We start from the raw sequence: 26084 nt of genomic DNA, 5'->3' as shown, positions 1-26084 counted from the left end.
CGGGTTCAGGCGCGCTCGGCGCGCCGCACGATCTGCTCGGCGTGGCGTAAGACGGGGGCGTCGACCATGCGCCCTTCGAAGGCGAACACCCCACGGTGCTTCGGTACCTCGTCGAGTACCCTTCTGGCCCAGTCCAATTCGGCTGCCGCCGGGGCATATGCGGCGCGAATGACCGCCACCTGGCTGGGATGGATGGCGACCTTCGCGTCGAATCCGACGGCGACCGCGTCCAGCGCCTCGGCGCGCAGGCCATCGAGGTCGCGGATGTCGAGATATACCGAGTCGAGCGCGAACTTGCCGTACGCCTTGGCCGCGAGCAGCGCGGTGGACCGAACATGGCGCGCCACATCGCGATAGCTGCCGTCGGCGTGCCTGCTGGCGTTGCCGCCGAGCCCGGCGACGAGGTCCTCGGCGCCCCACATCACGCCGATCGCATTGGGTACCGCCATCGCTCGGTCGACCGTCAATGCGCCGAGCGGCGATTCGATCAACGCGATCACGTCGTACTCGGCCAGGGTCGAGACCTGTTCGGCGGATTCACATTTCGGCAGCATGATGCGCCGATAGCCGGTGTCGGCCAGCGCGGCCAGATCGAGCGAGTACTCGTCGGTGCCCGCCGCGTTGACCCGGACCAGGGTGGTCTCGGGATCCAGCGGTGTCTCGACGAGGGCCTTGCGCGCCGCCGCCTTGTCCGCGGCGGCGACGCCGTCTTCCAGGTCCAGGATCACCACATCCGCTGCAGCGGCTGCCTTTTCGTAGCGGTCCGGTCGATCCGCAGGGCAGAACAGCCAGGCAGGCCCTGGCAGCTGCCACGTCACGGCTGTCCGCCTTCTGGACGCAAGCGGATCATCGCGTTGCGTACCGCCACCGCCACGATGGTGCCGTGCTGGTTGCGTGCGGTGTGGCGGAAGGTGACGATGCCCTCGCCCGGCCTGCTCTTGGAGACCCGCTTGTCCAGCACGACGGTCTCGGCGTAGACGGTGTCGCCGTGGAACAGCGGGGCCGGGAACTTCACCTCGGTGAAGCCGAGATTGGCGACGGTGGTGCCCTGGGTCAGGTGCGCCACCGAGAGGCCGACCATGGTGCCGAGGGTGAACAGCGAATTGACCAGGCGCTGATGGAACGGCTCCTGGGCGTCGCTGTAGGCCGCATCGATGTGCAGCCCTTGCGGATTCATGGTCAGCGTGCTGAACAGCACGTTGTCGGTCTCGGTCATGGTGCGGCCCGGCCGGTGCTCGTACAGCACGTCGGTCTCGAGCTCCTCGAACCACATGCCGGTCTGTACTACCCGGCGCAAGCCGTCAGTCACATCACTCACAGCCCGAGCTCCCGTCCGATCAGCATCAACTGCACCTCCGTTGTGCCCTCACCGATTTCGAGGATCTTGCTGTCCCGGTAGTGCCGGGCCACCGGGTATTCGTTCATGAAGCCGTAGCCGCCGAAGATCTGGGTAGCGTCCCGGGAATTGTCCATCGCCGCCTCGCTGGCCACCAGTTTGGCGATGGAGGCCTGCTTCTTGAACGGCTTGCCCGCCAGCATCAGTGCCGCGGCGTCATAGTAGGCGGTGCGCGCCGTATGGGCCCGCGCTTCCATTCTGCCGATCTTGAAGGCGATGGCCTGGTTACGGCCGATGGCCTGGCCGAACGCCTCGCGTTCCTTCGCGTAGCGCACGCTCTCGTCGACGCAGCCCTGCGCGGCGCCGACCGCGAGCGCCGCGATCGCGATCCGGCCCTCGTCGAGGATGCGCAGGAAGTTCGCGTAGCCGCGGCCGCGCTCGCCGAGCAGGTTGTCCTGCGGCACCCGGACGTCGGTGAAACTCAGCGGGTGGGTGTCCGAGGCGTTCCAGCCGACCTTGTTGTAGGCGGGTTCGGCGACGAACCCGGGGGTGTCGGTCGGCACCAGGATGGTGGAGATCTCCTTCTTGCCGCCGACCTCGCCGGTCACCGCCGTCACCGTGACCAGCCTGGTGATGTCGGTGCCGGAGTTGGTGATGAACTGCTTGCTGCCGTTGATGACCCACTCGCCGCTGTCGGCGATGGCGGTGGTCCTGGTGCCGCCCGCGTCACTGCCCGCGCCGGGCTCGGTGAGCCCGAACGCGGCGAGGGCCCGGCCACTGGTCAGCTGCGGCAACCACTCCAGCTTCTGCTTGTCGTTGCCGTAGCGGAAGATCGGCATCGCGCCGAGCGAGACGCCGGCCTCCAGGGTGATGGCCACGCTCTGGTCGACCTTGCCGAGCTCCTCCAGGGCCAGGCACAGCGCGAAGTAGTCGCCGCCCATGCCGCCGTACTCCTCGGGGAACGGCAGGCCGAACAGGCCCATCTCGGCCATACCCGCGACCACCTCGTACGGGAAGGTGTGGTTCGCGTCGTGCTCGGCGGCCACCGGGGCGACCACCGTTCGCGCGAAATCGCGCACCGTCATGGCCAGATCGCGGTACTCCTGCGGCAGTGCGCCGGTGGACAGGAAGTCGGTCATGCTTGGTTTCCTTCTGGCTCGGCGGTATTCGAGTCTTCCCCGGCCTTCCGGTCTACGCCGGAATCGGGTGGCGACGACGGCTCTTCGGCGGCGGGCGTCGCGATGATGCGGGCGAGTACCTGGTCCAGTCGCACCTGTGTGCCTGGTGCGACCAGGATTTCGACGGTGCCGGCGATCGGTGCGGTGAGCGAATGCTCCATCTTCATCGCCTCCACGATGACGATGGGGGCGCCGGCCGCGACGGTGGCACCGTTGTCCACCTGCAGCGCGATCACCGAACCCGGCATGGGGCTGGTGATCTCGGCGTCGCCGACATGCTCGGTCGTGCCGCGCACGCTGGCCTCGGCCACTTCGCGCAGCATGGCGATGCCGGTGGGCCCAGCCAGCCACAGGTGCCCGTCGTGTTCGGCGACCCGGTATTCCTGCCGGATGCCGTCCAGGGTCAGCGTCAGGATGTTCTCGGCGAAAGCCGCTGTGAGGGAGAGGGATTGGCCGTCGTCGATACGAGCAGTCGCGTCGGCGGGGGAGCCGGTGAGGTACACGTGCTCGATGCGATCACCGCCGGCCAGCCGGATCGGGGTCGGTGCGGCGTCGCCGATGCGCCAGCCGGACGGAACCTGCCAGGGATCGTCCGGGGTGGTCGGCCAGCGTCGCAGCCACCGGTAGGCGGCCGCGGCCAGGAACATCTCGTCATCGACCGGGGCCGGGTGGAAGTCGGCGACCCGGCGATCCAGCAGACCGGTATCCAGCTGCCCCGCAGCGACATTCGGGTCGGCGAGCAGGAAGCGCAGGAATTCGATATTGGTGGTCACCCCGAGTAGCACCGTATCGCCCAGTGCCCGATCGAGTTTCGCGATCGCGGAGGTCCGGTCGGCGCCGTGCGTGATGACCTTCGCCAGCATCGGGTCGTAGTCGCTGCCGACCACGGTGCCGGTGCGCAGGCCCGAATCCACCCGTACCCCGGTGCCTTCCGGCTCGGACAGGTCGAGCACCGTGCCGCCGGTCGGCAGAAACCCGCGACCGGGATCCTCGGCGTACACCCTGGCCTCGATGGCGTGCCCGATCATCCGGATCTCGTCCTGCTCCACCGCGAGCTTCTGCCCGGCCGCGACCCGGACCTGGCACTCCACCAGGTCGACGCCGGTGACGAGCTCGGTGACCGGATGTTCCACCTGCAGGCGGGTATTCATCTCCATGAAGAAGAACTCGTCCGGCCGGCCGGCGGAGACGATGAACTCGACCGTGCCCGCGCCGACATAGTCGACGCTGCGCGCGGTATTGCAGGCGGCCGCGCCGATCCTGGCCCTGGTCGCCGCGTCGAGCAGCGGGGACGGCGCCTCCTCGATCACCTTCTGGTGCCTGCGTTGCAGGCTGCACTCGCGCTCGCCCAGGTGCAGCACGTTGCCGAACTGGTCGGCCAGCACCTGCACCTCGATGTGCCGCGGCCGGGTGACGAAACGCTCCAGGAACAGGGTGTCGTCACCGAACGCGGCGGCGGCCTCGCGGCGCGCGCTGAGCAGCGCCTCCGGCAGCCGCGCGGGATCCTCGACCAGCCGCATGCCCTTGCCGCCACCACCGGCGGAGGGCTTCACCAGCACCGGATAGCCCACCTCGTGAGCCGCCTCGATCAGGTCGGCGTCGGTCAGGCCTGGCCTGGCGATGCCCGGCACCACCGGCACGTTGAACGCGGAGACGGTGTTCTTCGCGGCGATCTTGTCGCCCATCACCTCGATCGCCCGGGCGGGCGGGCCGAGGAAGACGATGCCCGCGTCCGCGAGCGCGGCGGCGAAAGCGGCGTTCTCGGAGAGGAATCCGTACCCCGGGTGCACCGCCTGTGTGCCGGTGCGCACGGCGGCGGCCACCACCTTGTCGATCGCGAGATAGCTGTCGCGGGCGGCGGCCGGACCGAGTCGCACCGCGGTATCGGCCTCGTGCACGTGCCTGGCGTCGGCGTCGGCGTCGCTGTAGACCGCGACCGAGCGAATTCCCAAGGCGCGCAAGGTACGAATGACGCGCACCGCGATCTCGCCGCGGTTGGCCACGAGCACGGTGTCGAAGCCGACGGGATGAGATTTGTTCAGCATCAGAGTCACATCCGGAAGACGCCGTAGGAAACGGGTTCGAGCGGCGCCTGGGCGCAGACCGAAAGGGCAAGCCCGAGAACAGTTCTGGTGTCCGCAGGGTCGATCACGCCGTCATCCCAGAGCCGGGCCGTCGAATAGTAGGGATTGCCTTGGCTTTCGTACTGGTCGCGGATCGGCGCCTTGAAGGCCTCCTCGTCCGCGGCCGACCACGGCTGCCCCGAGCTGTCGAGCTGATCGCCGCGCACCGTCGCCAGGACGGAGGCGGCCTGCTCGCCGCCCATCACCGAGATCCTGGCGTTGGGCCACATCCACAGGAAGCGCGGCGAATACGCGCGCCCGCACATCGAATAGTTGCCCGCGCCGTACGAACCGCCGATCACCACGGTCAGCTTCGGCACCCGCGCGCAGGCCACCGCGGTGACCATCTTGGCGCCGTGCTTGGCGATGCCACCGGCCTCGTAGTCGCGGCCGACCATGAATCCGGTGATGTTCTGCAGGAACAGCAGTGGAATCTTGCGCTTGTCGCACAGCTCGATGAAATGCGCGCCCTTCATGGCGGATTCGCTGAACAGCACGCCGTTGTTGGCCACGATGCCGACCGGATGGCCGTGGATGCGCGCGAAGCCGGTGACGAGCGTCTTGCCGTATTCGGCCTTGAACTCGTGGAAGGCGCTGTCCCCGTGCGGGTCTCCGTCGACGAGGCGGGCGATCACCTCGCGGACGTCGTATGGCGTGCGCAGATCCACCGGCACCACGTCGTACAACTCCGACTCCGGTGCGGCGGGCGCGACCGTCGGCAGCACCTCCCACGGGCTCGCCGGACGCGGGCCGAGGGTCGCGACGATGCGGCGCACGATGCGCAAGGCGTCCCGGTCGTCCTCGGCCAGGTGGTCGGTGACACCTGAAGTGCGTGAATGCAATTCGCCGCCGCCGAGCTCCTCCGCAGTGACCACCTCGCCGGTCGCCGCTTTCACCAGCGGCGGGCCGCCGAGGAAGATCGTGCCCTGATTGCGCACGATCACCGCCTCGTCGCTCATCGCGGGCACGTACGCGCCGCCCGCGGTGCAGGAACCGAGCACCGCGGCGATCTGCGGAATCCCCTTGGCGCTCATGGTCGCCTGGTTGTAGAAGATGCGCCCGAAGTGCTCGCGGTCCGGGAACACCTCGTCCTGCTCGGGCAGGTATGCGCCGCCGGAGTCGACCAGATACAGGCAGGGCAGCTGGTTCTGCAGCGCGATCTCCTGGGCGCGCAGATGCTTCTTCACCGTCATCGGGTAGTAGGTGCCGCCCTTGACGGTGGCGTCGTTGGCCACGATCACGCACTCGCGGCCGGACACCCGGCCGATCCCGGTGATGATGCCGGCGCCGGGGGATTCGTCGCCGTACATCCCGGTCGCGGCCAGGGGGGAGAGCTCGAGGAACGGGCTGCCGGGGTCGAGCAGCTGGTCCACCCGCTGGCGCGGCAGCAGTTTGCCGCGCGCCACATGGCGGTCCCTGGCCTTCACGGGCCCGCCGAGCGCGGCGGCGGCGAGCCGGGCGCTCAGGTCGTCCACCAGCGCCTTGTGGGCGACTCGGTTGTCGACGGCCTCTTCGGTAACGGTCATGACGTGATCCTCTGGGTCATCGTCGCGGAGCGACTCTATGAGGGTGGTGGTCTGGCTACGGGTGCGCCAGTTAGTCGCCGATAACTGGAATCCAGGTTAATCTTGGTTAACCGAGATGTCCAGGTAGGGCGAAAGGAGCGCGTGTGACCAGCACTGACCCCGTCACGCTCACCCGCCGCGAACAGCTGAAGGCGCAGCGACGGCAGCAGCTCCTCGATGCAGGCGCGCGCCTAATCGCGGACCGCGGCTTCCTCGGTGTGCGCCTGGACGACCTCGGTGCCGCCGTCGGGATCAGCGGGCCCGCCGTCTACCGCCACTTCCCCAACAAGGAAGCGCTGCTGGTGGAGCTGCTCGTCGGCGTCAGCCAGCGGCTGCTCGACGGTGGCAAGGCGGTGGTCGCGCGCACCGCCGGTCCGGCCGAGGCGCTGGACGGTCTCGTCGACTTCCACCTGGACTTCGCGCTCGGCGATCCCGAGCTGATCCGTATCCAGGACCGCGACCTCGAGAACGTGCCCGCCGCCGCCCGCCGGGAGCTGCGCCGCACCCAGCGCCAGTACGTGGAAATCTGGGTCACGGTGCTGCGCGACCTGCACCCCGGGCTACCCGAGGAGACGGCGCGGGTGCAGGCCCACGCCGCCTTCGGACTGATCAACTCCACGCCACACAGCGCAACCACGGCGACCGCCGCCCGCGCCAGGCCCATCCTGCGCCGGATGGCGCTGTCCGCCCTGGGGTGAACGCTCGATCATCGAGCGCTCCACCCGCCGTCCATGGTGTAACTCGCGCCGGTCACCATGCCCGCGTCCGCCGACGCGAGCCAACCCACCAGTGCGGCAACCTCTTCCGGTTCGACCAGCCGTTTGATCGCGCTCTCGGTGAGCAGGATCTTCTCCAGCACTTCCTGCTCAGGGATGTCGTGCGCCTTGGCCTGGTCGGCGATCTGCTTGTCCACCAACGGGGTTCGGACATAGCCCGGACTGACGCAGTTGCTGGTGACGCCGTGCCTGCCACCCTCCAGCGCGGTGACCTTGGACAGGCCCTCCAGGCCGTGCTTGGCGGTCACGTAGGCGGACTTGTACTCCGAAGCCCGGATCCCGTGCACCGACGAGATATTGATGATCCGGCCGAAGCCCTGCCGGTACATGTGCGGCAGGGCCGCCCGGATGAGCAGGAACGGCGCCTCGACCATCAGGGTGAGCAGGTTCCGGAACTGCTGGGGGGCGAAGTCCTCGATCGGGCTGATGCTCTGCACCCCGGCGTTGTTCACCAGGATGTCCACCTCGAGGTCGAGCGTTTCCAGGGCCTCGACATCGAGAAGGTCTACCGCCCAAGGCTTTCCGCCGAGCTCGCGGGCCAGCGCCTTGGCGCCCACATCGTCGATATCGGCGATGGTGACCAGTGCGCCACGGGCGGACAGCTCCCGTGCGCAGGCGGCGCCGATGCCACTGGCGCCACCCGTGATCAGCGCGGAACGGCCGGTCAGGTCGCTCATTTGGCGGCCACCGGGGCGGGCTGCGCGGCTAGGTACTCGGCATCGGCGAGGTCGATGCTTTCCAAGGTCACACCTTTCGTTTCCCGGGCGAACAGCACCGCGACCGCGGTGATCGCCGCGGCGATGGCCAGGTAGATCGCGATGGGTACCGCGGACTTGTAGGTGTTGAGCAGCCGGACGGCGATGATCGGCGCGAGCGAGCCGGCCACGATCGAGGTGACCTGATAACCAAGGGACACACCGGAATAGCGCATCCGGGTCGGGAACATCTCCGCCATGATCGCGGGCTGCCCGGCGTACATCATCGCGTGGAACACCAGGCCGATGATGATGGCGAACATGATGAGCCCGTAGTGCCCGCTGTCCATCATCGGGAAGGCGAAAAAGCCCCAGGTGCCCGCAGTGAGCGCGCCGACCAGATACACCGGTCGCCTGCCGAACCGGTCGGAGAACCAGCCGGCCACCGGGACCGCCAGGAAATGCACGGCGTGTGCGGCGAGCAGCCACCAGAGGATGACCGTGGTGTCGACGTGCACCTGCACCTTGAGATAGGTGATGGTGAACGTGACCACCAGGTAGTACAGGATGTTCTCCCCGAAACGCAGCCCCATGGCGGTGAGCACGCCGCGCGGGTACCGCTTGACCACCTCGACGACGCTGAGCGAGGTCGCCTTGATCTTCTCCACTTCCTGTTGCGCGGCAACGAAAATGGGGGCGTCGGTGACCTTGGTGCGGATGTAGTAGCCGACCAGCACCACCACCGCGGACAGCCAGAACGCCACGCGCCAGCCCCAGCTGAGGAAGGCGGCGTCGGAGAGCCAGGTGGTCAGGATCAGCAGCACCGCCGTCGCGAGCAGGTTGCCCATCGGCACGCCCGCTTGCGGCCAGCTCGCCCAGAAACCGCGGCTGCGGCTCGGACTGTGTTCGGCTACCAGCAGCACCGCGCCGCCCCATTCACCGCCGACCGCGAAGCCTTGGATGAAGCGCAGGGTGACCAGCAGTGCGGGCGCCCAGTAACCGATCTGGCCGAACGTCGGCAGACAGCCCATCAGAAAGGTGGAGGCGCCCACCAGGATCAGGCTGAATTGCAGCAGCTTCTTGCGGCCGTACTTGTCGCCGAAATGCCCGAAGACGATGCCGCCCAACGGGCGTGCGGCGAAGCCGACCGCGTAGGTGACGAACGCGGCGAGGATCGCGTCCAGATCGCTGGTGCCCTTGGCGAAGAACACCTTGCTGAACACCAGTGTCGCGGCGGTGCCGTAGAGGAAGAACTCATACCATTCGACGACCGTGCCCGCCATCGACGCGGCTACCACCCGTCTCAAGCCGGTCGGCACCCCGCCGGGCTCGCCGCCCGTCGGCCCCAATGCACTGCGCACGCTCATCGAACTCTCCTTCATGCCGGGGGTCACATCGCGATAGAGATGTGATGGCCCCCACAAATCTCGGCTGCAACGAAGTATTAGTGCAGATGGGTGTGACCGCAATGACTAGTTGTGCAGTAGCTATCTGCGATGATGCAGATATGAGGGATGTGTCAACGGGGTCGGCCCGGCGGCCGAGCGCGGATGACCTCCTTGTTCTGCTGGCCGTCGGCCGGTCCGGGCGCTTCGTGTCCGCCGCCGAAGAACTCGGCATCAACCACACGACCATCTCCCGGCGCATCGCCGCACTCGAGCACACCCTCGGCGGCCGAGTGCTGACCCGGGCGGCCGGCGGCTGGGAACTCACCGAACTCGGCCGGGAAGCCTTGGCCGCAGCCGAGGTTGTCGAGTCGGCCGTCAAGTCACTCGCCGCCGACGCCGACGGCAGCCGGGTTCTCGAAGGCGTGGTGCGCATTTCGGCGACCGACGGTTTCAGCGCCTACCTCGCGGCCCCCGCGGCCGCCGAGGTGCAACGCCAACACCCGAAGATCACGGTCGAGATCGTGGCCACCACAAGACGAGCGTCCACCCAGCGCTCCGGTCTCGACCTAGAGGTAGTCGTCGGCGAACCCCAAGTCCACCGCGCCACCGCCACCCGCCTAGCCGACTACTGCCTCGGCCTCTACGCCGCCCGGGACTATCTGCACGAACACGGCTCCCCAGCCCGCGTCGAAGACCTCATCCACCACCCCCTCGTCTACTTCATCGACTCCATGCTCCAAGTCGACGACCTCGACCTCGCCTCCAGCTTCGCCCCCACCATGCGCGAATCAGTAACCTCCACAAACGTTTTCGTCCACGTAGAAGCAACCCGAGCCGCCGCAGGCATCGGCCTACTCCCCTGCTTCATGGCCGACCGCCACCCCGACCTGACCCGAGTCCTCCCCGAAGCCGTCTCCGTAAAACTCGCTTACTGGCTCGTCGCCCGCTCCGAAACCCTCAGACGCCCCGAAGTAGCCGCCTTCGTAGACGCTCTCCGCGCCAAGGTCCACCGCGAGCGAAGCGCCCTACTCGGCGTCGGCAAATAGCTCCTGATCAGGTAGGTGGCCAGCGAAAACCTCTTCTACGGAAGCGGCGCTGGCAGCACGGCGGAGGAACATATCGAGATAGTCGATGTCGAGATGGCAGAGGGATGCGCAGGCCTTTGCCAGCGCCCGACTTTCGGACGAGACCAGTAGGCCTCTCGATTCGAGGATGACCAGTAGCGCATCGGTTTGTCCCCAGGCATAGAAAAAGCGCGAGAAGGGAGCATAGAACTTGTGGACTCGGTTCCGCATGGGGCCCTCCAAGCAAGTGTTGGCTGGTTGGGGTACTTCGTTGTCCAGCACGGTCGTTAGTAGCTCGGCGGCCAGCTGCGGGCGTTGCCGGAACAGGTCGATGAATAGCTCGAGAAATGGGCTGGGCATGGAAGGAAACTAGCAGTATCCAGCGACAGGGAAATGAGCGGTCATTGCGCTATGTGCGGAACGAATCACATTGGAACGTTGCACTTTTGGTGATTCGCGTCTGGAAGCTATGAGGTTGCAGTGTCGGTGCGGGTGAGGTGGCCGTCGACCATTCGGTAGACGGCGTTCATACGGTGGAGGTGGGTTTGGTCGTGGGTTACGAGGAGGGTGGCGGTGCGGTGGTTGCGGGCTACGGTGAGGATGAGATCGATGATGGCGGCGCCTCTTTCGGTGTCTAGGGCGCTGGTTGGTTCGTCGACTACCAGTAGGGACGGGTTGTTCATCAGGGCTCGGGCTATGTTGACGCGTTGGCGTTGGCCGCCGGAGAGTTGGGCGGGGTGTTTGGATTGTTGGTCGGTCAAGCCGACTGAGTCGAGGAGTTCTGTTGCCTTGGAGCGGATTTCGTGGCGCTTCTTGGCGGGGGTATAGATGCGTTGGCCTAGGTGGGTCATTACCTCTAGTTGTTCTAGGGCGGTGAGGGCGGGGATGAGGTTTGGTTGTTGGAAGACGATGCCGATGGACGAGCGGCGGAGGGTGGCGGCCTCGCGGCGGGTGAGGGCGGCGAGATCGGTGGTGCCGGTGGGGGTTTGGAGGGTGATGTGGCCGGAGTCGGGGCGGATGAGGGTGGCGGCGGTGGCGAGGAGGCTGGATTTGCCGGAGCCGGAGGGGCCGGTGATGGCGGCTACGGAGCCGCCGGTGACGTGCAGGTTCACTCGGTCCAGGGCGGTGAGGCGGCTCGAGCCGTCGGGGTAGGTGAGGGTGACGTCGGTGATGTCGAGTGCGGTGGTGGTGCGGGTGGCGGTGGTTGTCATTCCGGAAACTCCAGTGGCTCAGTGCTTATGGTCAGCGGCCCGCGCCCAAAGCGGTCAGTGGGTCGGTGGTGAAGAGGAAGCGGAGGGCGAAGGCGGCGCCGAGTAGGCCGAGCACGATCAGGGCCAGCGCGGGCAGCAGGGTGGTTGCGGGGCTCAGTACGAAGGGGAGGGCGTCGCCCATGAAAGCGGCTGCTGCGACGGTGATTCCGAGCCCGGCGGCGCCGCCGGCGGTCAAGACGATCGCGGCTTGGGCTAGTGCGTCGCGGACCAGGGAGCCGGAGGTGGCGCCGAGTGCTTTGAGGGTGGCGATGTCGGGCATGCGCTGGACGGTCCACACGGTGAAGAATGCGCCGATTACCAGGGCTGAGATGGCGAAGAGCAGCACTGTCATCAGGGTCAGTGAGCCGTTCTCGGCTTCATAGGCGCTGAGGGCTGAGAGCGCGCCGGACGAGCTGGTGGTCTGGGTGTGTGCGGTGGCGTTCACCGCCGCCTGATCGGCTACGCCGGACACTGCGAGCACGGTGGCGGCGCCGGAGCGTGGGCTCATCGCCTGCCAGTCGGTCAGGGTCGTCCAAACGACCGGTGTGTGGCTGTACCAGTCGTCCCCGTGCACCCCGGCCACGGTGAAAGCGCGGCCGCCGATGGTGACGGAATCGCCCGTGCCCGCACCGAGATCCTTGGCCGCGCCGGTGCTGAGCACCACGGTGCCGTTCTCGGTTGCCGATCGGTTGCCGAAAGCCGTTCCCGTGGTACCGAAGTACGCGACCTGCACCGAAGCTCGGCCGCTCGGATCGACCTTGCCGTGGCTGATGCCGATCGGGTCGACGGTGCCGCTCGGACCCGCAGCGGCTTGCCAGGCGGCGACCTGCTCCGCGGTGAGCGTCGAGGCGTCGAAGGACGGCGCGGCGCCGGTGTCCGCGAAGACGACGGTATCGCCGGGCAGCGATTCGACGGCGGAGATGTTCTGGTGCGCGAGCCCCGCCGTGAGCCCGCTCAGGAAACTCACGAGCAGTGCCACCAGGGTGACGACCAGCGTGATGAGCAGGAAGCGGCCGCGGGCGGCGCGCAGGTCTCGGAGTGCTACGAACATGCCTTCACTGTTCCGCGCGGCGGGCCCGCGGCCATCGCGCGCGGGAAGGAAAGGTGCACCATCGAACGGTGGGTGGCGTTTTACACCTTTCGATGGATGCCCGCCCGGTTGCCGCGCATAAGCTGGCAAGGTGCACTCGTCACCGCTCACCCCCGTCTTCACCGCGCTGCGGCTCGGCCTGCATGTGCTGGTGACGGCGTTGGCGGTGGTGATCGCCGTGCGGGCGCTGCTGCCCGGTGCGCCGCATCCGATCCCGGTGGTGGCGTTGACGGCGGGCTTCCTGCTGACGTACTTCGCAGGCCACCTACTGAGCACACGCCGCGGTGGGATCGCAATCTGGCTGATCGCCCTGACCGGGTGGTGGCTCGGCCTGGTCCTGCTCGCTCCCGACGCTGGCTACCTGGCGTTCGGGCTGTTCTTCCTCTATCTGCATCTACTCCCGCGTCCATGGAGTCTGCTCGCGGTGGCGGCGGCCACAGCCATCGCGGTGGTGGGTTTCGGCACGCACCGGGGCTGGTCGGTGGCGGGCGCGATCGGCCCGATCCTCGGCGCGGCGGTCGCCGTCGGCATCGGCCTCGGCTACCAGGCGCTGTTCCGCGAGTCCGCCGAACGGCAACGCCTGATCGATGAATTGCTCAGTACCCGAGCGATACTCGCGGATCAGGAACGGACGGCAGGCAAGCTGTCCGAGCGTGAACGACTGGCCAAGGAGATCCACGACACCGTGGCCCAGGGGTTGAGCAGCATTCAACTGCTGCTGCACGCCGCCGAGCAATCGGCGCCGGATCATCCAGCGCTGCAACGGATCCAGTTGGCCAGGGAGACCGCTGCGGAGAACCTCGCCGAAACCCGCAGGCTCATCGCGGAATTGGCCCCGGCCGCGCTGGACGGCCAGTCGCTGGCCCAGGCGCTGGAACGAATCTGCCTGCGCGCCAACACTTCCACCCTCGCCACCCAACTGGTGGTCGAAGGCACACCCGAGCGACTGCCGATGCCGGTAGAGGCGGCGCTGGTGCGCATCGCGCAGGGCGCCGTCTCGAATGTGGTGCAGCACGCCGACGCCGCCCGCATGCGATTGACGCTGACCTACGCCGACGCCGAGGTCCTGCTCGACGTGGTGGACGACGGAGTCGGTATCCCACCCGACGTCCTCGCACACCCACCGTCCGGCTCGTTCGGTCTGGCCGCCATGCGGTCGCGCGTCGAGCAGCAGGGCGGCACCATGGCGGTGGAGTCGGAACCGGGCCACACCGCGGTCACCGTCTCCTTCCCCCTCGAACCCGCCGCACCCGAACCGGATTCGGCCCGACCGGGAGAGCACGCATGATCCGCCTGCTGCTGGCCGACGACCACACCATCGTCCGCGCGGGCCTGCGCGCACTGCTCGACGGCGGCGACGACATCACCGTCGTCGGTGACGCGCCCACCGGCGAGGCGGCCGTCGCGTTCTGTGCGACCACCCCGGTGGATCTGGTGCTGATGGATCTGAGCTTCGGCCCGGGCCGCTCCGGCGCGGACGCCACCGCCGAGTTGCGCGCGCTCCCGCAGCCGCCGAATGTCCTGGTGGTCACCAACTACGACACCGACGCCGACATCCTCGGCGCGATCGAAGCGGGCGCCTGCGGCTACATCCTGAAGGACACCCCGCCGACCGAACTGCTCGCCGCCGTCCGCGCGGCGGCCGCGGGGGAGAGCGTGCTGTCGCCCGCGGTCGCCTCGAAACTGATGACCCGGGTGCGCCGTGCCGACACCACCCTGAGCGCCCGCGAAATCGAGGTGCTCCGGTTGGTCGCCGACGGCAGGGCCAACCGGGAGATCGCCAAGGAACTGTTCCTCAGCGAAACCACCGTCAAGTCCCACCTGGTGCACATCTACGCGAAACTCGGTGTCCGCTCCCGCACCTCGGCCGTCGCCCGCGCCCGCGAGCAGGGCGCGATCTGAGATCGCGACATGCGCCCGCCGGTGCGCCGTCCAACCCTCGGCCTGCCCCTAGGGTGAGGCAATGGCCTCCCTCTCGGATCCCCAGGTGCGCGAGTTCCTCTCCGCAGGCACGCGGACGGGCAAGGTGGCGTTCGTCGCCGCCGACGGCCGCCCGATGGTGACGCCCGTCTGGTTCGTGCTCGACGGCGACGAGCTGGTGTTCAACACCGGCAAGGACACCGCCAAGGGCAAGGCGTTCGCGCGCGACGGCCGCATCGCGGTGATCGTCGATGTCGAGGCGATGCCGTACCCCTCGGTGCAGGTGCAGGGCACCGTGACGCTGTCCGAGGATCCCGAAGAACTGCTGCGCACCGCCACCGAGATCGGCGGCCGCTACATGGGCGCCGACCGCGCCGAGGAATTCGGCAAGCGCAACGGCGTGCCCGGCGAACTCGTCGTCCGCCTGCGGCCGACCAAGGTGATCGCGCACTTCGACACGACGGCCTGACGCATCCCGCGCTGAATACACTCACCCGCATGACCGTGCACTTCATCGGGGCCGGGCCGGGTGCGGCCGATCTGCTGACCCTGCGCGCGGTCGCTCTGCTCCACAAGTCGCCGGTGTGCCTGTACGCGGGCACCTACCTCGACCCCGAGGTGCTCGGGCACTGCGCCCCCGACGCCGAACTGATCGATACCCAGCACCTCGACCTCGACCAGATCACCGAACACCTGGTGCGCGCCACCGAATCCGGCAAGGACGTGGCCCGGCTGTGCTCGGGTGACCCGTCGCTCTACTCCGCGCTCACCGAGCAGACCCGCAGGCTGGACGCGCACGGCATCGCCTGGGACGTCACCCCCGGCGTGCCCGCCTACGCCGCCGCGGCCGCACTGCTCGGCACCGAACTCACCGTCCCCGAGGTGGTGCAGTCGGTCGTGCTGACCCGCACCCGGGCCCGCTCGACCGCGATGCCGGACACCGAGGCGCTGGCGAATTTCGCGGCGACCGGCGCCACCCTCGTGCTGCACCTGGCGATCACCCGCGTCCGCACGCTGGCCGCCGAGCTCGTCGCCGACTACGGCACGGACTGTCCGGTCGCCGTCGTCTACCGCGCCAGCCAGCCCGACCAGCTGATCCTGCGCGGCACCCTCGCCGACATCGCCGATCAGGTCGAGGCCGCCGGGCTGCGCCAGGCCGCGATCATCCTGGTCGGCCGGGCGCTGGCAGACCCGGTGTCGTGTGCGCAATCCCACCTCTACGACCCGGCGCGCGTGCGCCATCGGTGACCCGCCGCATCTCCCGGGTAGCGCGTCGCGCAGGATGTGAGGTCTGCAACATGAGGACCGCAAAGTGCCGACACCTCAACTGCCTGTGATGATGTCCGTCGGCTATCGAGGTTGGTTGGTTCGGTGCCGCCGACGACGGTAGATTGGTTCGGTGATCTGTAGCGAGGTTCCCGGCATTGCCGGTCGGCGGGTAGAGGGCGCGGTCGCGCCTATGTAACAAGGTCACCCTGGCGGACAGATAGTGCCAATGAGCTTTTTTGCCTGATTGATTATGAGAATTGAACCCCGAGACGCGGGCGCCACGCTGGGATAGGTGAGCGTCCTGTCCGGGTGTCGTCGGGGAGCGCTTGCGTGGTGTTCCGGAAGCGAGGTTACGGTTGGACCGGCTGGATTTCGGCGGAAACGGCGAAGCTGGTAGCGAACGGGCGCACGCTGGTTCGGACTACTTCCCGCTGTCTCCTGCACAGCTGGGCATCTGGTACGCGCAGCATGTCGACCCGCAGGTGCCGGTCAACATCGCGCAGTACGTGGACCTGCACGGCGTGCTGGATGTCGAGATCCTGAAACAGGCGAGCATCGACACCTCGCACGAGCTCGGTTCGGGCTTCCTGCGCATCATCGAACGCGACGGCGAGCCGTTGCAGTTCATCGATCACGGCATCGCCGACTACGACGATGTCACCTATGTAGACCTGCGCGACGAGGCCGATCCGGCCGCGGCCGCGATGGCGTGGATGCGGGCCGAGTACAGCCGCCCGATGGACCTGACCACCGACCGGCTGATCATGATCGCGGCGCTGCAACTGGCCGACGACCACTGGTACTGGTACTCGCGGGCGCACCACATCGCGCTCGACGGCTTCGGCGCCATGACCAACCTGAACCGGATCGCCGAGCTCTACACCGCCGCCGTCAACGGCACCGAGCCCGCCGCGTCCAAGGCGACCGATTTGCACACGCTCTATGAGCAGGAGATCGCCTACCGCGAGAGCAAGCGCTTCGGCACCGACAAGGAGTACTGGGCCGAGCGGGTCGCCGGGCTGGAGGAGGGCACCAGCCTGACCGGCCGGTCCGCCCCGCCCGCCGCGATCAACGGCATCGCCAGCGCCGCGCTGTCCGACGACCAGAACGCGCTGCTCGATGCGGCTGTGCAGCGCCATGATTCGTCGCCGGCCGGGCTGCTGCTCGCCGCGTTCGCCGGTTATCTGGCGCAGTGGAACGGCGTCGAGGACGTCATCCTGAGCCTGCCGGTGACCGCGCGCACCACCGCGGCGATGCGCCGCTCCGGCGGTGTCTCGTCGAACATCGTGCCGCTGCGGCTGCACGTCGGCCACGGCACGACCGTCAGGGAACTGCTTCAGCAGGTGACGGTGGCGGTGTCCGGTGCGCTGCGGCATCAGCGCTACCGGCACGAGGACATCCGCCGGGACGCGGCCGGTGACGGCGTGGTGACCACCGAGTTCTTCGGCCCGTGGGTCAACATCATGCTGTTCCACGACGAGCTGGTGATGGGCCCGATGGTCGGCCAGCTGCACGTGCTGTCCACCGGCAGCATCGAGGACCTCGGCGTCAACTTCTACCAGTCGGTCGCGGGCACCCGCTCGCACATCGACTTCGAGACCAACCCGAACCTCTACACCGAAGACGAAGCGCGACGGCATCATTCGCGCTTCCTCGAGTTCTTCGACCGGTTCCTCGCCGCCGACCAGGACGCCGCGATCTGGGCGCTGGACCTCACCACCGCGGCCGAGCGGGAGCGTTCGCTGCTGGAGTGGAACGACTCCGCCGAGGACGTGCCGGTCACCACGCTGTCCGCGCTGCTCGATGCGCAGATGCCGTTGGCGCCGAACAACATCGCTCTCGACTTCGAGGGCGCGACGCTGGCCCACCCGTCGCCCGGCCACCACCCCTCATCGAGTCGCTCCGCGACGCTGACGTACGCCGAGTTCGACGCCCGCGTCAACCGGCTGGCCCGGTACCTGATCGCCGACGGTGTCGGCCCGGAATCGCTGGTCGCGCTGGGCATGCGGCGGTCGTTGGAGCTGGTCGTCGGCATGCACGCGGTGCTGAAGGCCGGTGGCGCGTATGTGCCGATCGATCCGGATCATCCGGCCGATCGCACCGCCTACATCCTCGACAGCGCGGCACCGGTCTGTGTGCTGACGCTCTCCGCGGACGAGCTGGAACTGCCGGAGTCGGTGCGGCAGGTGCAGATCGACACCTTGGACGTGTCGGGGTACTCCGCCGAGCCGGTGACCGATGCGGATCGGCTCGCGCCGCTGCGCCCGGACAACACCGCCTACGTCATCTACACCTCGGGTTCGACCGGTCGCCCCAAGGGCGTTGCGGTCACCCATCACGCGATCGTCAATCAGCAGCTGTGGATGCTCGACGAGTACCGGCTGACCGCCGACGACGTGTACCTGCAGAAGACCGCTACCACGTTCGACGTGTCGCTGTGGGGCTACTTCCTGCCGTTGCTGGTCGGCGCGAAGCTGGTCATCGCCGCGCCCGACGGCCATCGCGATCCGCTCTACGTCGCGGACATGATCGAGCGGCACGGGGTCACCGTGACCGACTTCGTGCCGTCGATGCTGACGGTGTTCGTCGCGCACGCGACCCCGGCGCAATGTGCCACGCTGCGTGCTGTTTTCGTGATCGGCGAGGCGCTGCCGCCGGAGACCGCAGCGGGTTTCCGCGCGATCACCTCGGCCGGACTGCACAACCTGTACGGCCCCACCGAGGCCGCGGTCTCGGTGACCTACTGGGAGGCGACCGCCGCCGACACGGTCACCGTGCCGATCGGCATCCCGGAGTGGAATGTCTCGGTCTACGTGCTGGATTCGCGGCTGCGCCCGGCCGCCATCGGCGCACCGGGTGAGCTGTACCTGGGTGGCCGTCAGCTGGCCCGCGGGTATCGCGGCCGCCCGGATCTGAGCGCGGACCGCTTCGTCGCGAACCCGTTGTCCGCCAACGGCGAACGCATGTATCGCACCGGTGACCTGGTGCGCTGGAACGACGCGGGCACGCTGGAATACATCGGCCGCACCGACTTCCAGGTGAAGTTCCGTGGTCAGCGCATCGAGCTCGGTGAGATCGAGACCGATCTGCTGGCCCATCCGGCGGTCAGCCAGGCCGTGGTGCTGGTGATGGACACCGCCACCGGGCAGCAGCTGGTGGCGTATGTGGTTCCCGCGCCGGGGCATTCGGTCGATCCGACGGAGCTGACCAGGTTCGCGGCCGAGAAGCTGCCGAGCTACATGGTGCCCGCGTCGGTCATGGTGCTGGACGCCTTCCCGCTCAACACCTCCGGCAAGCTGGACCGTAAAGCGCTGCCGGAGCCGGTGTTCAGCGTGGACGAGACCAGCTTCCGCGCGCCGCGTACCCAGGCCGAGCAGATCGTGGCGGGCATCTTCGCCGACGTGCTGAGCCAGGACCGCATCGGCATCGACGACAACTTCTTCGACCTCGGCGGCAACTCGCTGGTCGCGACCCAGGTGGTCTCGCGGATCGGCGTGGCGTTCGGTACCCAGATCGGGGTGCGGGCGCTGTTCGAGTCGCCGACCGTGGCCGGGATCGCCGCCCGCGCCGAAAACGCCACCGCCACCGAGGGTGCCAGGCCGCCGCTGGTGGCCCAGCGGCTGCCCGAGCGGGTGCCGCTGTCGCTGTCGCAGCAGCGGATGTGGTTCATCAACCAGTTCGACTCGACGGTGCCCGCCTACAACCTGCCGTTCGTGGTGCGGTTGCGCGGCCAGGTCGATCTGGACGCGTTGCAGGCCGCGCTGACCGACGTGGTCGCGCGCCAGGAATCGCTGCGCACGATCTTCCCCGAGTCCGGTGACGGCGGCTACCAGCAGGTGCTGCCGATGGACCAGGTGGATCTGGGCATCACGGTCGAGCCGATCGCCGAAGCCGAACTGCAGGGTGTACTCACCGCGTTCGCGTCCACCGGGTTCGACGTCTCCCGCGAGCTGCCGATCCGGGTGCGGGTCTACGCGGTGACCGGCGGCCGGGACAACGGTGTCGCCGACTACGCGGTCGCGTTCGTGGTGCATCACATTGCCGCGGACGGCTTCTCGTTCGGGCCGCTGGCCCGCGATGTGGCCGCCGCCTACCTCGCGCGCGCCGCGGGGCAGGCGCCGAGCTGGGCGTCGCTGCCGGTGCAGTACCAGGACTTCAGCGTCTGGCAGCGCGAGCTGCTCGGCGCCGAGTCCGATCCCGGTTCGATGGCGGCCCGCGAAATCGCTTACTGGCGCAGGTCATTGGCCGGGCTGCCCGATCAGCTCGACCTGCCGACCGACCGCCCGCGCCCGCCGGTGCAGAGCTTCAGCGGCGGCCGGGTCAGCTTCGACATCGATGCCGAACTGCACCAGCGGCTTTCGGGCTTGGCCCGCGCCCAGGGCGTCAGCCTGTTCATGGTCATGCACGCCTCCCTGGCCGTGCTGCTGGCTCGCCTGTCCGGCACCGACGACATCGCCATCGGCACCCCCGTTGCCGGGCGTGGCGAGCAGGCCCTCGACGACCTGATCGGCATGTTCGTCAACACGCTGGTGCTGCGCTCGGAGGTGGACGGCAGCGAGCCGTTCACCGAATTCCTCGCGCGCACCAGGGAAACCGACCTCGCCGCGTTCGCGTTCGCCGATGTGCCGTTCGAGCGCCTGGTCGAGGTGCTGAACCCGACCCGCTCGCAGGCCAGGCATCCGCTGTTCCAGGTGATGCTCTCGTTCCAGGAAATGTCGCACGCGGCACTGGAATTGCCCGGGCTCTCGGTCACCGCCGACGAACTCGACGTCGACATCGCCAAGTTCGACCTGCAGTGGACCGTCACCGAAGAGCGTGGCGCCCAAGGCGAACCGGCGGGCATGGCCACGGTGGTCTCCTTCGCCACCGACCTGTTCGACGCCGCCACCGTCGCCGAATTCGGCCGCCGCTACCTGCGCGTGCTCGAAGCCGCCGTCAGCACACCGCAGGTTGCGGTGCGCGACATCGACATCCTCGACGACGCCGAGCGCACCACGGTGCTCACCGGCTGGAACCAGACCGCGCACGAACTGCCCGCGGCGACCGTCCTCGACCTGTTCCAGGAACAGGTCCGGCAACGGCCCGACGACATCGCCGTGCTGTTCGACGGCGGCACCCGCAGCGCAGGCGAGTTCGGCCCGCAGGCACAGCTGAGCTATGCCGAGTTCTCGGCTCGGGTGAATCGCTTGGCGCGCAAGCTGATCGCCGAGGGCGTCGGCCCGGAAACCTTGGTGGCCGTCGGAATCCGCCGCTCGGTGGACATGCTGATCGCCATCTACGCCACCATGACCGCGGGCGGCGGCTACGTGCCGATCGACCCCGATCACCCGGCCGAGCGCACCGAGTACGTGCTGGCCAACTCCACGCCGGTGTGCGTGCTGACCACCCTGTCCGATGACGTCAAGTCGGCGGACTGCCCGGTACTCGCCCTCGACACCCTGGATTTGAGCGAGTTCGGCGACGAGCCGGTCACCGACGCGGAGCGGCGCGGGCCGCTGCGCCCCGCGAACACCGCCTACGTGCTCTACACCTCCGGCTCCACCGGTCGGCCCAAGGGTGTGGCGGTCAGCCACGCCAGCGTGCTCAACCAGATCGCCTGGATCACCGGCGAATACCGCATCGGCCCGGCCGATGTGATCCTGCAGAAGACGCCGGTCACCTTCGACGTGTCGGTGTGGGAACTGTTCGGCACCTTGGCCGTCGGCGCCCGCATGCTCATCGCCGCGCCCGACGGGCACCGCGACCCGATGTACCTGTCGGAGATCATCGGCCGCCACCACGTCACCATGACCTCGTTCGTGCCGTCGATGCTCTCGGTATTCGCCGGTGCCGCGTCGACCGCCGAATGTGCCTCGCTGCGTGCGGTTCTGGTCGCCGGTGAGGCGCTGCCGCCCGCCACCGTCACGGCGTTCCGGCAGTTCTCCACCGCCGCGATGCACAACCTGTACGGCCCGACCGAGTTCACCGTGCACGCCACCGCCTGGCACCTCAACGAGGTGGCCCCCAGCTCGGTGCCGATCGGCCGTCCCGTGTGGAACGCGCAGACCTACGTGCTCGACGCGGGCCTGGCCCCGGTGCCGGTCGGCGTGCCCGGCGAGCTGTACCTGGGCGGCGTGCAGACCGCCCGCGGCTACCACGGCCGCCCCGACCTGAGCGCGGAACGCTTCGTCGCCGACCCGTTCGGCGCGCCCGGCGCGCGGCTCTACCGCACCGGTGACCTGGTGCGCTGGGTCGAGCCGCGCGACCCCGAGGTCGGCGCCGCGGGCGTGCTGGAATACATCGGCCGCACCGACTTCCAGGTGAAGTTCCGCGGCCAGCGCATCGAGCTCGGCGAGATCGAGGCCGCGCTGCTCGACCACCCGGCCGTCACCCAGGCGGTCGTGCTCGTCATGGACACCGTCGCGGGCGATCAGCTCGTCGCCTACGTCGTCACCCCGGCCGGCCCGGTCGACATCGACAACATCAAGAACGCGCTGCACCGCACGCTGCCCGCCTACATGGTGCCGTCGGCGATCGTGGTGCTGGAGGCGTTCCCGCTCAACCCGAGCGGCAAGCTGGACCGCAAGGCGCTGCCCGCGCCGGTGTTCGAGGTGCGCGAATTCCGTGCGCCGACAACGCCGATCGAGGAGATCGTCGCGCAGATCTTCGGCGAGGTGCTCGGCATCAACCGGGTCGGCGTCGACGACGACTTCTTCGAGCTCGGCGGCAACTCGCTGATCGCAACGCAGGTCGCCTCGCGCCTCGGTATCGCGCTGGACACCCGGGTGCCGGTGCGCATGCTGTTCGAGGCGTCCACCGTGGCCGCGCTCGCGGCCCGGGTGGAGTCGCACGCTGGCGACGGCGCGCGCAAGGCGCTGGTGGCCCGCAACCGCCCGGAGGAGGTGCCGCTGTCGCTCGCCCAGCAGCGCATGTGGTTCCTCAACCGGTTCGACACCGCCTCGGCGGTCAACAACATCCCGGTCGCCATCCGGCTCTCCGGCGATCTCGACGTGGCCGCGCTGCAGGTCGCGGTCATCGACGTGATCGACCGGCACGAGTCGCTGCGCACCGTGTTCCCGGAGACCAAGACCGGGCCGGTGCAGGTGGTGCTGGACGCGGCGCAGATCGTGCCCGACCTGACGCCGGTGCCGGTGACCGAGCACAACCTGATCGACCACCTGGTCCAGCTGGCCTCGATGGCGTTCGACGTGACCAACGAAGTGCCGTTGCACGCAAGGCTTTTCGAGATCAGCGAGACCGAGTACGTGCTCGGCATGGTGGTGCACCACATCTCCGCCGACGGCTGGTCGATGGGCCCGCTGGCCCGCGACGTGATGGTGGCCTACGCCGCGCGCACCTCGTGGGAGGCGCCGGCCTGGTCGGCGTTGCCCGTCCAGTACGCGGACTACGCGCTGTGGCAGCGCGAGGTCCTCGGCTCCGAGGACGACCCGAGTTCGCTGATCTCCAACCAGATTCGGTACTGGGCCCGCGAACTCGCCGATCTGCCCGACGAATTGGTGCTGCCCTCGGATCGCCCGCGGCCCGCCGCGGCGTCCTATCGCGGCGGCACCTACCCGTTCGTCATCTCCGGGGAAACCCAGCGCGCGCTGGTCGATCTCGGCCGCAGGCACAACGCCTCGCTGTTCATGGTGATGCACAGCGCGCTGGCCGTGCTGCTGGCCCGCGCCAGCGGCACCGCCGACATCGCCATCGGCACGCCGGTGGCCGGGCGCGGTGAGGCCGCGCTGGACGACCTGATCGGCATGTTCGTCAACACGCTCGTGCTGCGCACCGACGTCGACGGCGCGGCCAGCTTCGCGGACCTGCTCGCGCAGGCCAGGGAGAAGGATCTGCACGCCTTCGCGCACGCGGACGTGCCGTTCGAGCGGCTGGTCGAGGTGCTCAACCCGGCGCGCTCGCAGGCGCGGCATCCGCTGTTCCAGGTGATGCTGACCTTCCAGAACACCAGGCAGGCCAGCCTGGAACTGCCGGGCCTGTCGGTCAACGGCATCGACTACGACGCGCGCCTGGCCAAGTTCGACTTGCAGCTGACCCTGCAGGAGACCCAGGACGAGCTGGGCGACGCGGCCGGCATGTCGGCCGAATTCTCTTACGCCGAAGACCTTTTCGACCCGGACACGGTGGCCGCGTTCGCGCGGCGACTGGACCGCGTGCTCGCTGCGGTCACCGCCGACCCGACAGTGCCGATCGGCGACATCGATCTGCTCGCGCCCGAAGAGCAGGCGCAGGTGCTGGTCGACTGGAACGACACCGCGCACCAGGTGCCCGCCGAGACGCTGGTCTCGCTGTTCGACGCGCAGGCCGCGGCGACGCCGGACGCGGTGGCGCTGGTCTTCGACGAGGAACGGCTCACCTACCGGGAACTGCAGGTGCGGGCCAACCGCATCGCCAGGCAGCTGATCAAGGCCGGTGTCGGCCCGGAATCGCTTGTCGCACTGTCGATCCGCCGCTCCAACGAGCTGGTCATCGCCATGTACGCGGTGCTGCAGACGGGTGCGGCTTACGTGCCGCTGGACCCGGATCAGCCCGCCGACCGGATCAACCACATCGTGGACACCGCCCGCCCGCGGATGATCCTGTACCGGTCCGCCGACGGGTTCGGCATCGACCTGCAGCGCGAGGTCTCGGTCATCGCGATCGAGGGCATCGAGGGCGTGCCGGGCATGGCCGCCTCCAGCGGTGCGCCGATCACCGATGCCGAACGCACCCGGCCGCTGCGGCCGGACAACACCGCCTACGTCATCTTCACCTCGGGTTCGACCGGGCGCCCGAAGGGTGTGGCGGTCAGCCATGCCGCGATCGTCAACCGGTTGCTGTGGATGCAGCACGAGTACCCGATCGGCCCCGCCGACGCCGTGCTGCAGAAGACGCCCGCCACCTTCGACGTGTCGGTGTGGGAGTTCTTCTGGCCCTTGCAGACCGGAGCCCGCCTGGTCGTCGCGAAGCCGGACGGCCATCGCGACCCGGTGTATCTCGCGCAGCTCATCGCCGAGCAGGGCATCACCACGGCGCACTTCGTGCCGTCGATGCTGTCGGTGTTCGTCTCCACCCTCGGCACCGAGTCCGGCGACGCGGACGGCTATCCGTCGTCGCGGCTGCGGCAGGTGTTCGCCTCCGGTGAGGCGCTGCCCGCGCAGACCGCGCAGCGGCTGCGCGAGCTGACCGGCGCCAGGCTGCACAACCTGTACGGCCCGACCGAGGCCGCCGTCGACGTCACGTATCACGAAGCGACGGATGCGGATACGGTCTCGGTGCCGATCGGCAGGCCGGTGTGGAACACCCGCGTCTTCGTGCTCGATGCCAGGTTGCACCCCGTCGCACCGGGTGTCGCGGGTGAGCTCTATCTCGCGGGCGATCAGCTCGCCGTCGGCTACCTCGGTCGCGCGGACCTGACCTCGGATCGCTTCGTCGCCAATCCGTACGGCGCCCCCGGCGCGCGGATGTACCGGACCGGTGACCTCGTTACCTGGACCGCGGACGGCGAGCTGGAGTACCTGGGCCGCACCGACTTCCAGGTGAAGCTGCGCGGTCTGCGGATCGAGCTCGGCGAGATCGAGGCCGCGCTGCTCGCGCAGCCCGGTGTCGCGCAGTCGGTCGTCGTGGTGCGGACCGACCCGCACGCCGGCGATCAGCTGGTGGGTTACGTTGTCGCCGAATCGGATTCGGTGATCGACCCGGACGCGGTCAAGGCCGCCTTGGCCGAAACGCTGCCCGGCTACATGATTCCGGCCGCGCTGGTCGTGCTCGACTCCTTCCCGGTCAACGCCAGCGGCAAGCTCGATCGCAAGGCGCTGCCCGCTCCGGTGTTCGAGGCCAAGCGTTTCCGTGCGCCCGCCACCCCGATCGAGGAGATCGTCGCGGAGGTCTTCGCCGAGCTGCTCGGGCTGCCGCGCGTCGGCGTGGACGACGACTTCTTCGAGCTCGGCGGCAACTCCCTGGTCGCCACCCAGGTGGTGGCGCGGCTGAGCGCGGCGCTGGACACCGAGGTCGGTGTGCGGGCGCTGTTCGAGGCGCCTACGGTGGCCGCGCTGGCCGCCCGGGTCGAGTCGCGGGCGGGAACCGGTGCGCGCCAGGCGCTGACGGCACAGGTGCGTCCCGAGCACCCGCCGCTCTCGCTCGCGCAGCAGCGGATGTGGTTCCTCAACCGCTTCGACGCCGACTCCGCCGCCAACAACATTCCGGCCGCGGTGCGGCTGGAGGGCGCGCTGGATCTGGACGCGCTGCGTGGCGCGGTCGCCGACGTGGTCGCGCGGCACGAATCACTGCGCACCGTCTACCCGTCCCAGGACGGCCTCGCCTATCAGCGGGTGCTGCCCGCCACCAGGGCGATCCCCGACCTGGAGGTCTTCCCGGTCGCCGAGGGCCAGTTGCTCGGCGCCATGTACGAATTCGTCGAGCGTGGCTTCGACGTGACGGCCGAGCCGCCGGTG

17 protein-coding genes (1 of these 17 cut by a window edge) are annotated in these 26084 nt (G+C 68.6%); 7 read left to right on the top strand and 10 right to left on the bottom strand.

The annotated features are described in order from the left end of the window. Positions 1–5: 5 nt before the first annotated feature. Genes IBX18_RS00615 through IBX18_RS00595 form a run of 5 tightly spaced genes read right to left on the bottom strand, consistent with a single transcriptional unit; the run spans position 6 to position 6163 of the window. The gene (locus IBX18_RS00615; RefSeq protein WP_194831877.1) at positions 6–818 is read right to left on the bottom strand and encodes a CoA ester lyase; all 813 of its coding nucleotides are present in this window, start codon (positions 816–818) and stop codon (positions 6–8) included. Further along, positions 815–1273: a MaoC family dehydratase gene (locus tag IBX18_RS00610; RefSeq protein WP_228540343.1), complete on the bottom strand. Its 459-nt coding sequence runs from the start codon at positions 1271–1273 to the stop codon at positions 815–817. Before IBX18_RS00610 ends, IBX18_RS00615 begins: the two co-directional genes overlap by 4 nt. Positions 1274–1314: 41 nt before the next feature. Further along, entirely contained in the window at positions 1315–2475 is a 1161-nt protein-coding gene (locus IBX18_RS00605; RefSeq protein WP_194831875.1) for an acyl-CoA dehydrogenase family protein, read from the bottom strand. Beyond that, positions 2472–4559, bottom strand: coding sequence for an acetyl/propionyl/methylcrotonyl-CoA carboxylase subunit alpha (locus tag IBX18_RS00600; protein WP_194831874.1), 2088 nt, complete (start codon positions 4557–4559; stop codon positions 2472–2474). Before IBX18_RS00600 ends, IBX18_RS00605 begins: the two co-directional genes overlap by 4 nt. A gap of 5 nt (positions 4560–4564) precedes the next feature. Next, positions 4565–6163 (bottom strand): carboxyl transferase domain-containing protein, encoded by a 1599-nt coding sequence (locus tag IBX18_RS00595; RefSeq protein WP_194831873.1) that lies wholly within the window; start codon positions 6161–6163, stop codon positions 4565–4567. Positions 6164–6306: 143 nt separating this feature from the next. On the opposite strand from IBX18_RS00595, the gene IBX18_RS00590 reads away from it, so the two are divergent. Next, a complete protein-coding gene (locus tag IBX18_RS00590) occupies positions 6307–6900 on the top strand; it encodes a TetR/AcrR family transcriptional regulator (RefSeq protein WP_194831872.1) in 594 nt (197 codons plus the stop codon). Between the two features lie 8 nt (positions 6901–6908). Here the strand turns inward: IBX18_RS00590 and IBX18_RS00585 are convergent, their stop codons facing one another. Together IBX18_RS00585 and IBX18_RS00580 are read right to left on the bottom strand one after the other, a co-directional pair. After that, the gene (locus IBX18_RS00585; RefSeq protein WP_194831871.1) at positions 6909–7655 is read right to left on the bottom strand and encodes a 3-hydroxybutyrate dehydrogenase; all 747 of its coding nucleotides are present in this window, start codon (positions 7653–7655) and stop codon (positions 6909–6911) included. Then, the gene (locus IBX18_RS00580; RefSeq protein WP_228540239.1) at positions 7652–9040 is read right to left on the bottom strand and encodes an MFS transporter; all 1389 of its coding nucleotides are present in this window, start codon (positions 9038–9040) and stop codon (positions 7652–7654) included. Before IBX18_RS00580 ends, IBX18_RS00585 begins: the two co-directional genes overlap by 4 nt. 140 nt (positions 9041–9180) lie before the next feature. Here IBX18_RS00580 and IBX18_RS00575 point away from each other — a divergent pair, with 140 nt between their 5' ends. After that, complete coding sequence (locus IBX18_RS00575; RefSeq protein WP_194831870.1) at positions 9181–10107, top strand: LysR family transcriptional regulator; 927 nt, start codon at positions 9181–9183, stop codon at positions 10105–10107. On the opposite strand, the gene IBX18_RS00570 is transcribed toward IBX18_RS00575, so the two are convergent. The 3 genes from IBX18_RS00570 to IBX18_RS00560 all read right to left on the bottom strand — a co-directional run bounded on the left by IBX18_RS00570 (position 10087) and on the right by IBX18_RS00560 (position 12426). Beyond that, positions 10087–10485: a hypothetical protein gene (locus IBX18_RS00570; protein WP_194831869.1), complete on the bottom strand. Its 399-nt coding sequence runs from the start codon at positions 10483–10485 to the stop codon at positions 10087–10089. The two genes, IBX18_RS00575 and IBX18_RS00570, sit on opposite strands and share 21 nt — an antisense overlap. Before the next feature lie 107 nt (positions 10486–10592). Further along, the gene (locus IBX18_RS00565) at positions 10593–11336 is read right to left on the bottom strand and encodes an ABC transporter ATP-binding protein (RefSeq protein ID WP_194831868.1); all 744 of its coding nucleotides are present in this window, start codon (positions 11334–11336) and stop codon (positions 10593–10595) included. A 31-nt stretch (positions 11337–11367) separates the two neighbouring features. Further along, on the bottom strand, positions 11368–12426 hold the full coding sequence (locus IBX18_RS00560) for an ABC transporter permease (RefSeq protein ID WP_194831867.1): 1059 nt from the start codon (positions 12424–12426) through the stop codon (positions 11368–11370). A gap of 130 nt (positions 12427–12556) precedes the next feature. Here IBX18_RS00560 and IBX18_RS00555 point away from each other — a divergent pair, with 130 nt between their 5' ends. The 5 genes from IBX18_RS00555 to IBX18_RS00535 all read left to right on the top strand — a co-directional run. Next, complete coding sequence (locus IBX18_RS00555; RefSeq protein ID WP_194831866.1) at positions 12557–13753, top strand: sensor histidine kinase; 1197 nt, start codon at positions 12557–12559, stop codon at positions 13751–13753. Beyond that, positions 13750–14367, top strand: a complete 618-nt coding sequence (locus IBX18_RS00550) for a response regulator (RefSeq protein ID WP_194831865.1) — start codon at positions 13750–13752, stop codon at positions 14365–14367. The genes IBX18_RS00555 and IBX18_RS00550 overlap by 4 nt, the downstream gene beginning before the upstream one ends. Positions 14368–14428: 61 nt before the next feature. Further along, positions 14429–14854 (top strand): PPOX class F420-dependent oxidoreductase, encoded by a 426-nt coding sequence (locus tag IBX18_RS00545; RefSeq protein WP_194831864.1) that lies wholly within the window; start codon positions 14429–14431, stop codon positions 14852–14854. A 29-nt stretch (positions 14855–14883) separates the two neighbouring features. Next, entirely contained in the window at positions 14884–15633 is a 750-nt protein-coding gene (cobM, locus tag IBX18_RS00540) for a precorrin-4 C(11)-methyltransferase (protein WP_194831863.1), read from the top strand. A 377-nt stretch (positions 15634–16010) separates the two neighbouring features. Beyond that, positions 16011–26084, top strand: the 5' portion of a protein-coding gene (locus IBX18_RS00535) for a non-ribosomal peptide synthase/polyketide synthase (protein ID WP_194831862.1). It continues 33657 nt past the right edge of the window; only the first 10074 of its 43731 coding nucleotides appear in the window; the start codon lies at positions 16011–16013; its stop codon lies beyond the right edge, outside the window.

It is taken from the genome of Nocardia sp. XZ_19_369, from assembly GCF_015355715.1.
GTDB lineage: Bacteria > Actinomycetota > Actinomycetes > Mycobacteriales > Mycobacteriaceae > Nocardia.
The sequence above is the reverse complement of the archived record's forward strand: the minus strand, read 5'-3'. Positions and strand labels throughout refer to the sequence as shown.

Coding starts and splice junctions, on each gene's coding strand:
- IBX18_RS00610 (WP_228540343.1), bottom strand. CDS start 1,273: ATGTGGTTCGAGGAGCTCGAGACCGACGTGCTGTACGAGCACCGGCCG.
- IBX18_RS00595 (WP_194831873.1), bottom strand. CDS start 6,163: ATGACCGTTACCGAAGAGGCCGTCGACAACCGAGTCGCCCACAAGGCG.
- IBX18_RS00570 (WP_194831869.1), bottom strand. CDS start 10,485: ATGCCCAGCCCATTTCTCGAGCTATTCATCGACCTGTTCCGGCAACGC.
- IBX18_RS00565 (WP_194831868.1), bottom strand. CDS start 11,336: ATGACAACCACCGCCACCCGCACCACCACCGCACTCGACATCACCGAC.
- IBX18_RS00545 (WP_194831864.1), top strand. CDS start 14,429: ATGGCCTCCCTCTCGGATCCCCAGGTGCGCGAGTTCCTCTCCGCAGGC.
- IBX18_RS00605 (WP_194831875.1), bottom strand. CDS start 2,475: ATGACCGACTTCCTGTCCACCGGCGCACTGCCGCAGGAGTACCGCGAT.
- IBX18_RS00600 (WP_194831874.1), bottom strand. CDS start 4,559: ATGCTGAACAAATCTCATCCCGTCGGCTTCGACACCGTGCTCGTGGCC.
- IBX18_RS00560 (WP_194831867.1), bottom strand. CDS start 12,426: ATGTTCGTAGCACTCCGAGACCTGCGCGCCGCCCGCGGCCGCTTCCTG.
- IBX18_RS00575 (WP_194831870.1), top strand. CDS start 9,181: ATGAGGGATGTGTCAACGGGGTCGGCCCGGCGGCCGAGCGCGGATGAC.
- IBX18_RS00550 (WP_194831865.1), top strand. CDS start 13,750: ATGATCCGCCTGCTGCTGGCCGACGACCACACCATCGTCCGCGCGGGC.
- IBX18_RS00585 (WP_194831871.1), bottom strand. CDS start 7,655: ATGAGCGACCTGACCGGCCGTTCCGCGCTGATCACGGGTGGCGCCAGT.
- IBX18_RS00580 (WP_228540239.1), bottom strand. CDS start 9,040: ATGAGCGTGCGCAGTGCATTGGGGCCGACGGGCGGCGAGCCCGGCGGG.
- cobM (WP_194831863.1), top strand. CDS start 14,884: ATGACCGTGCACTTCATCGGGGCCGGGCCGGGTGCGGCCGATCTGCTG.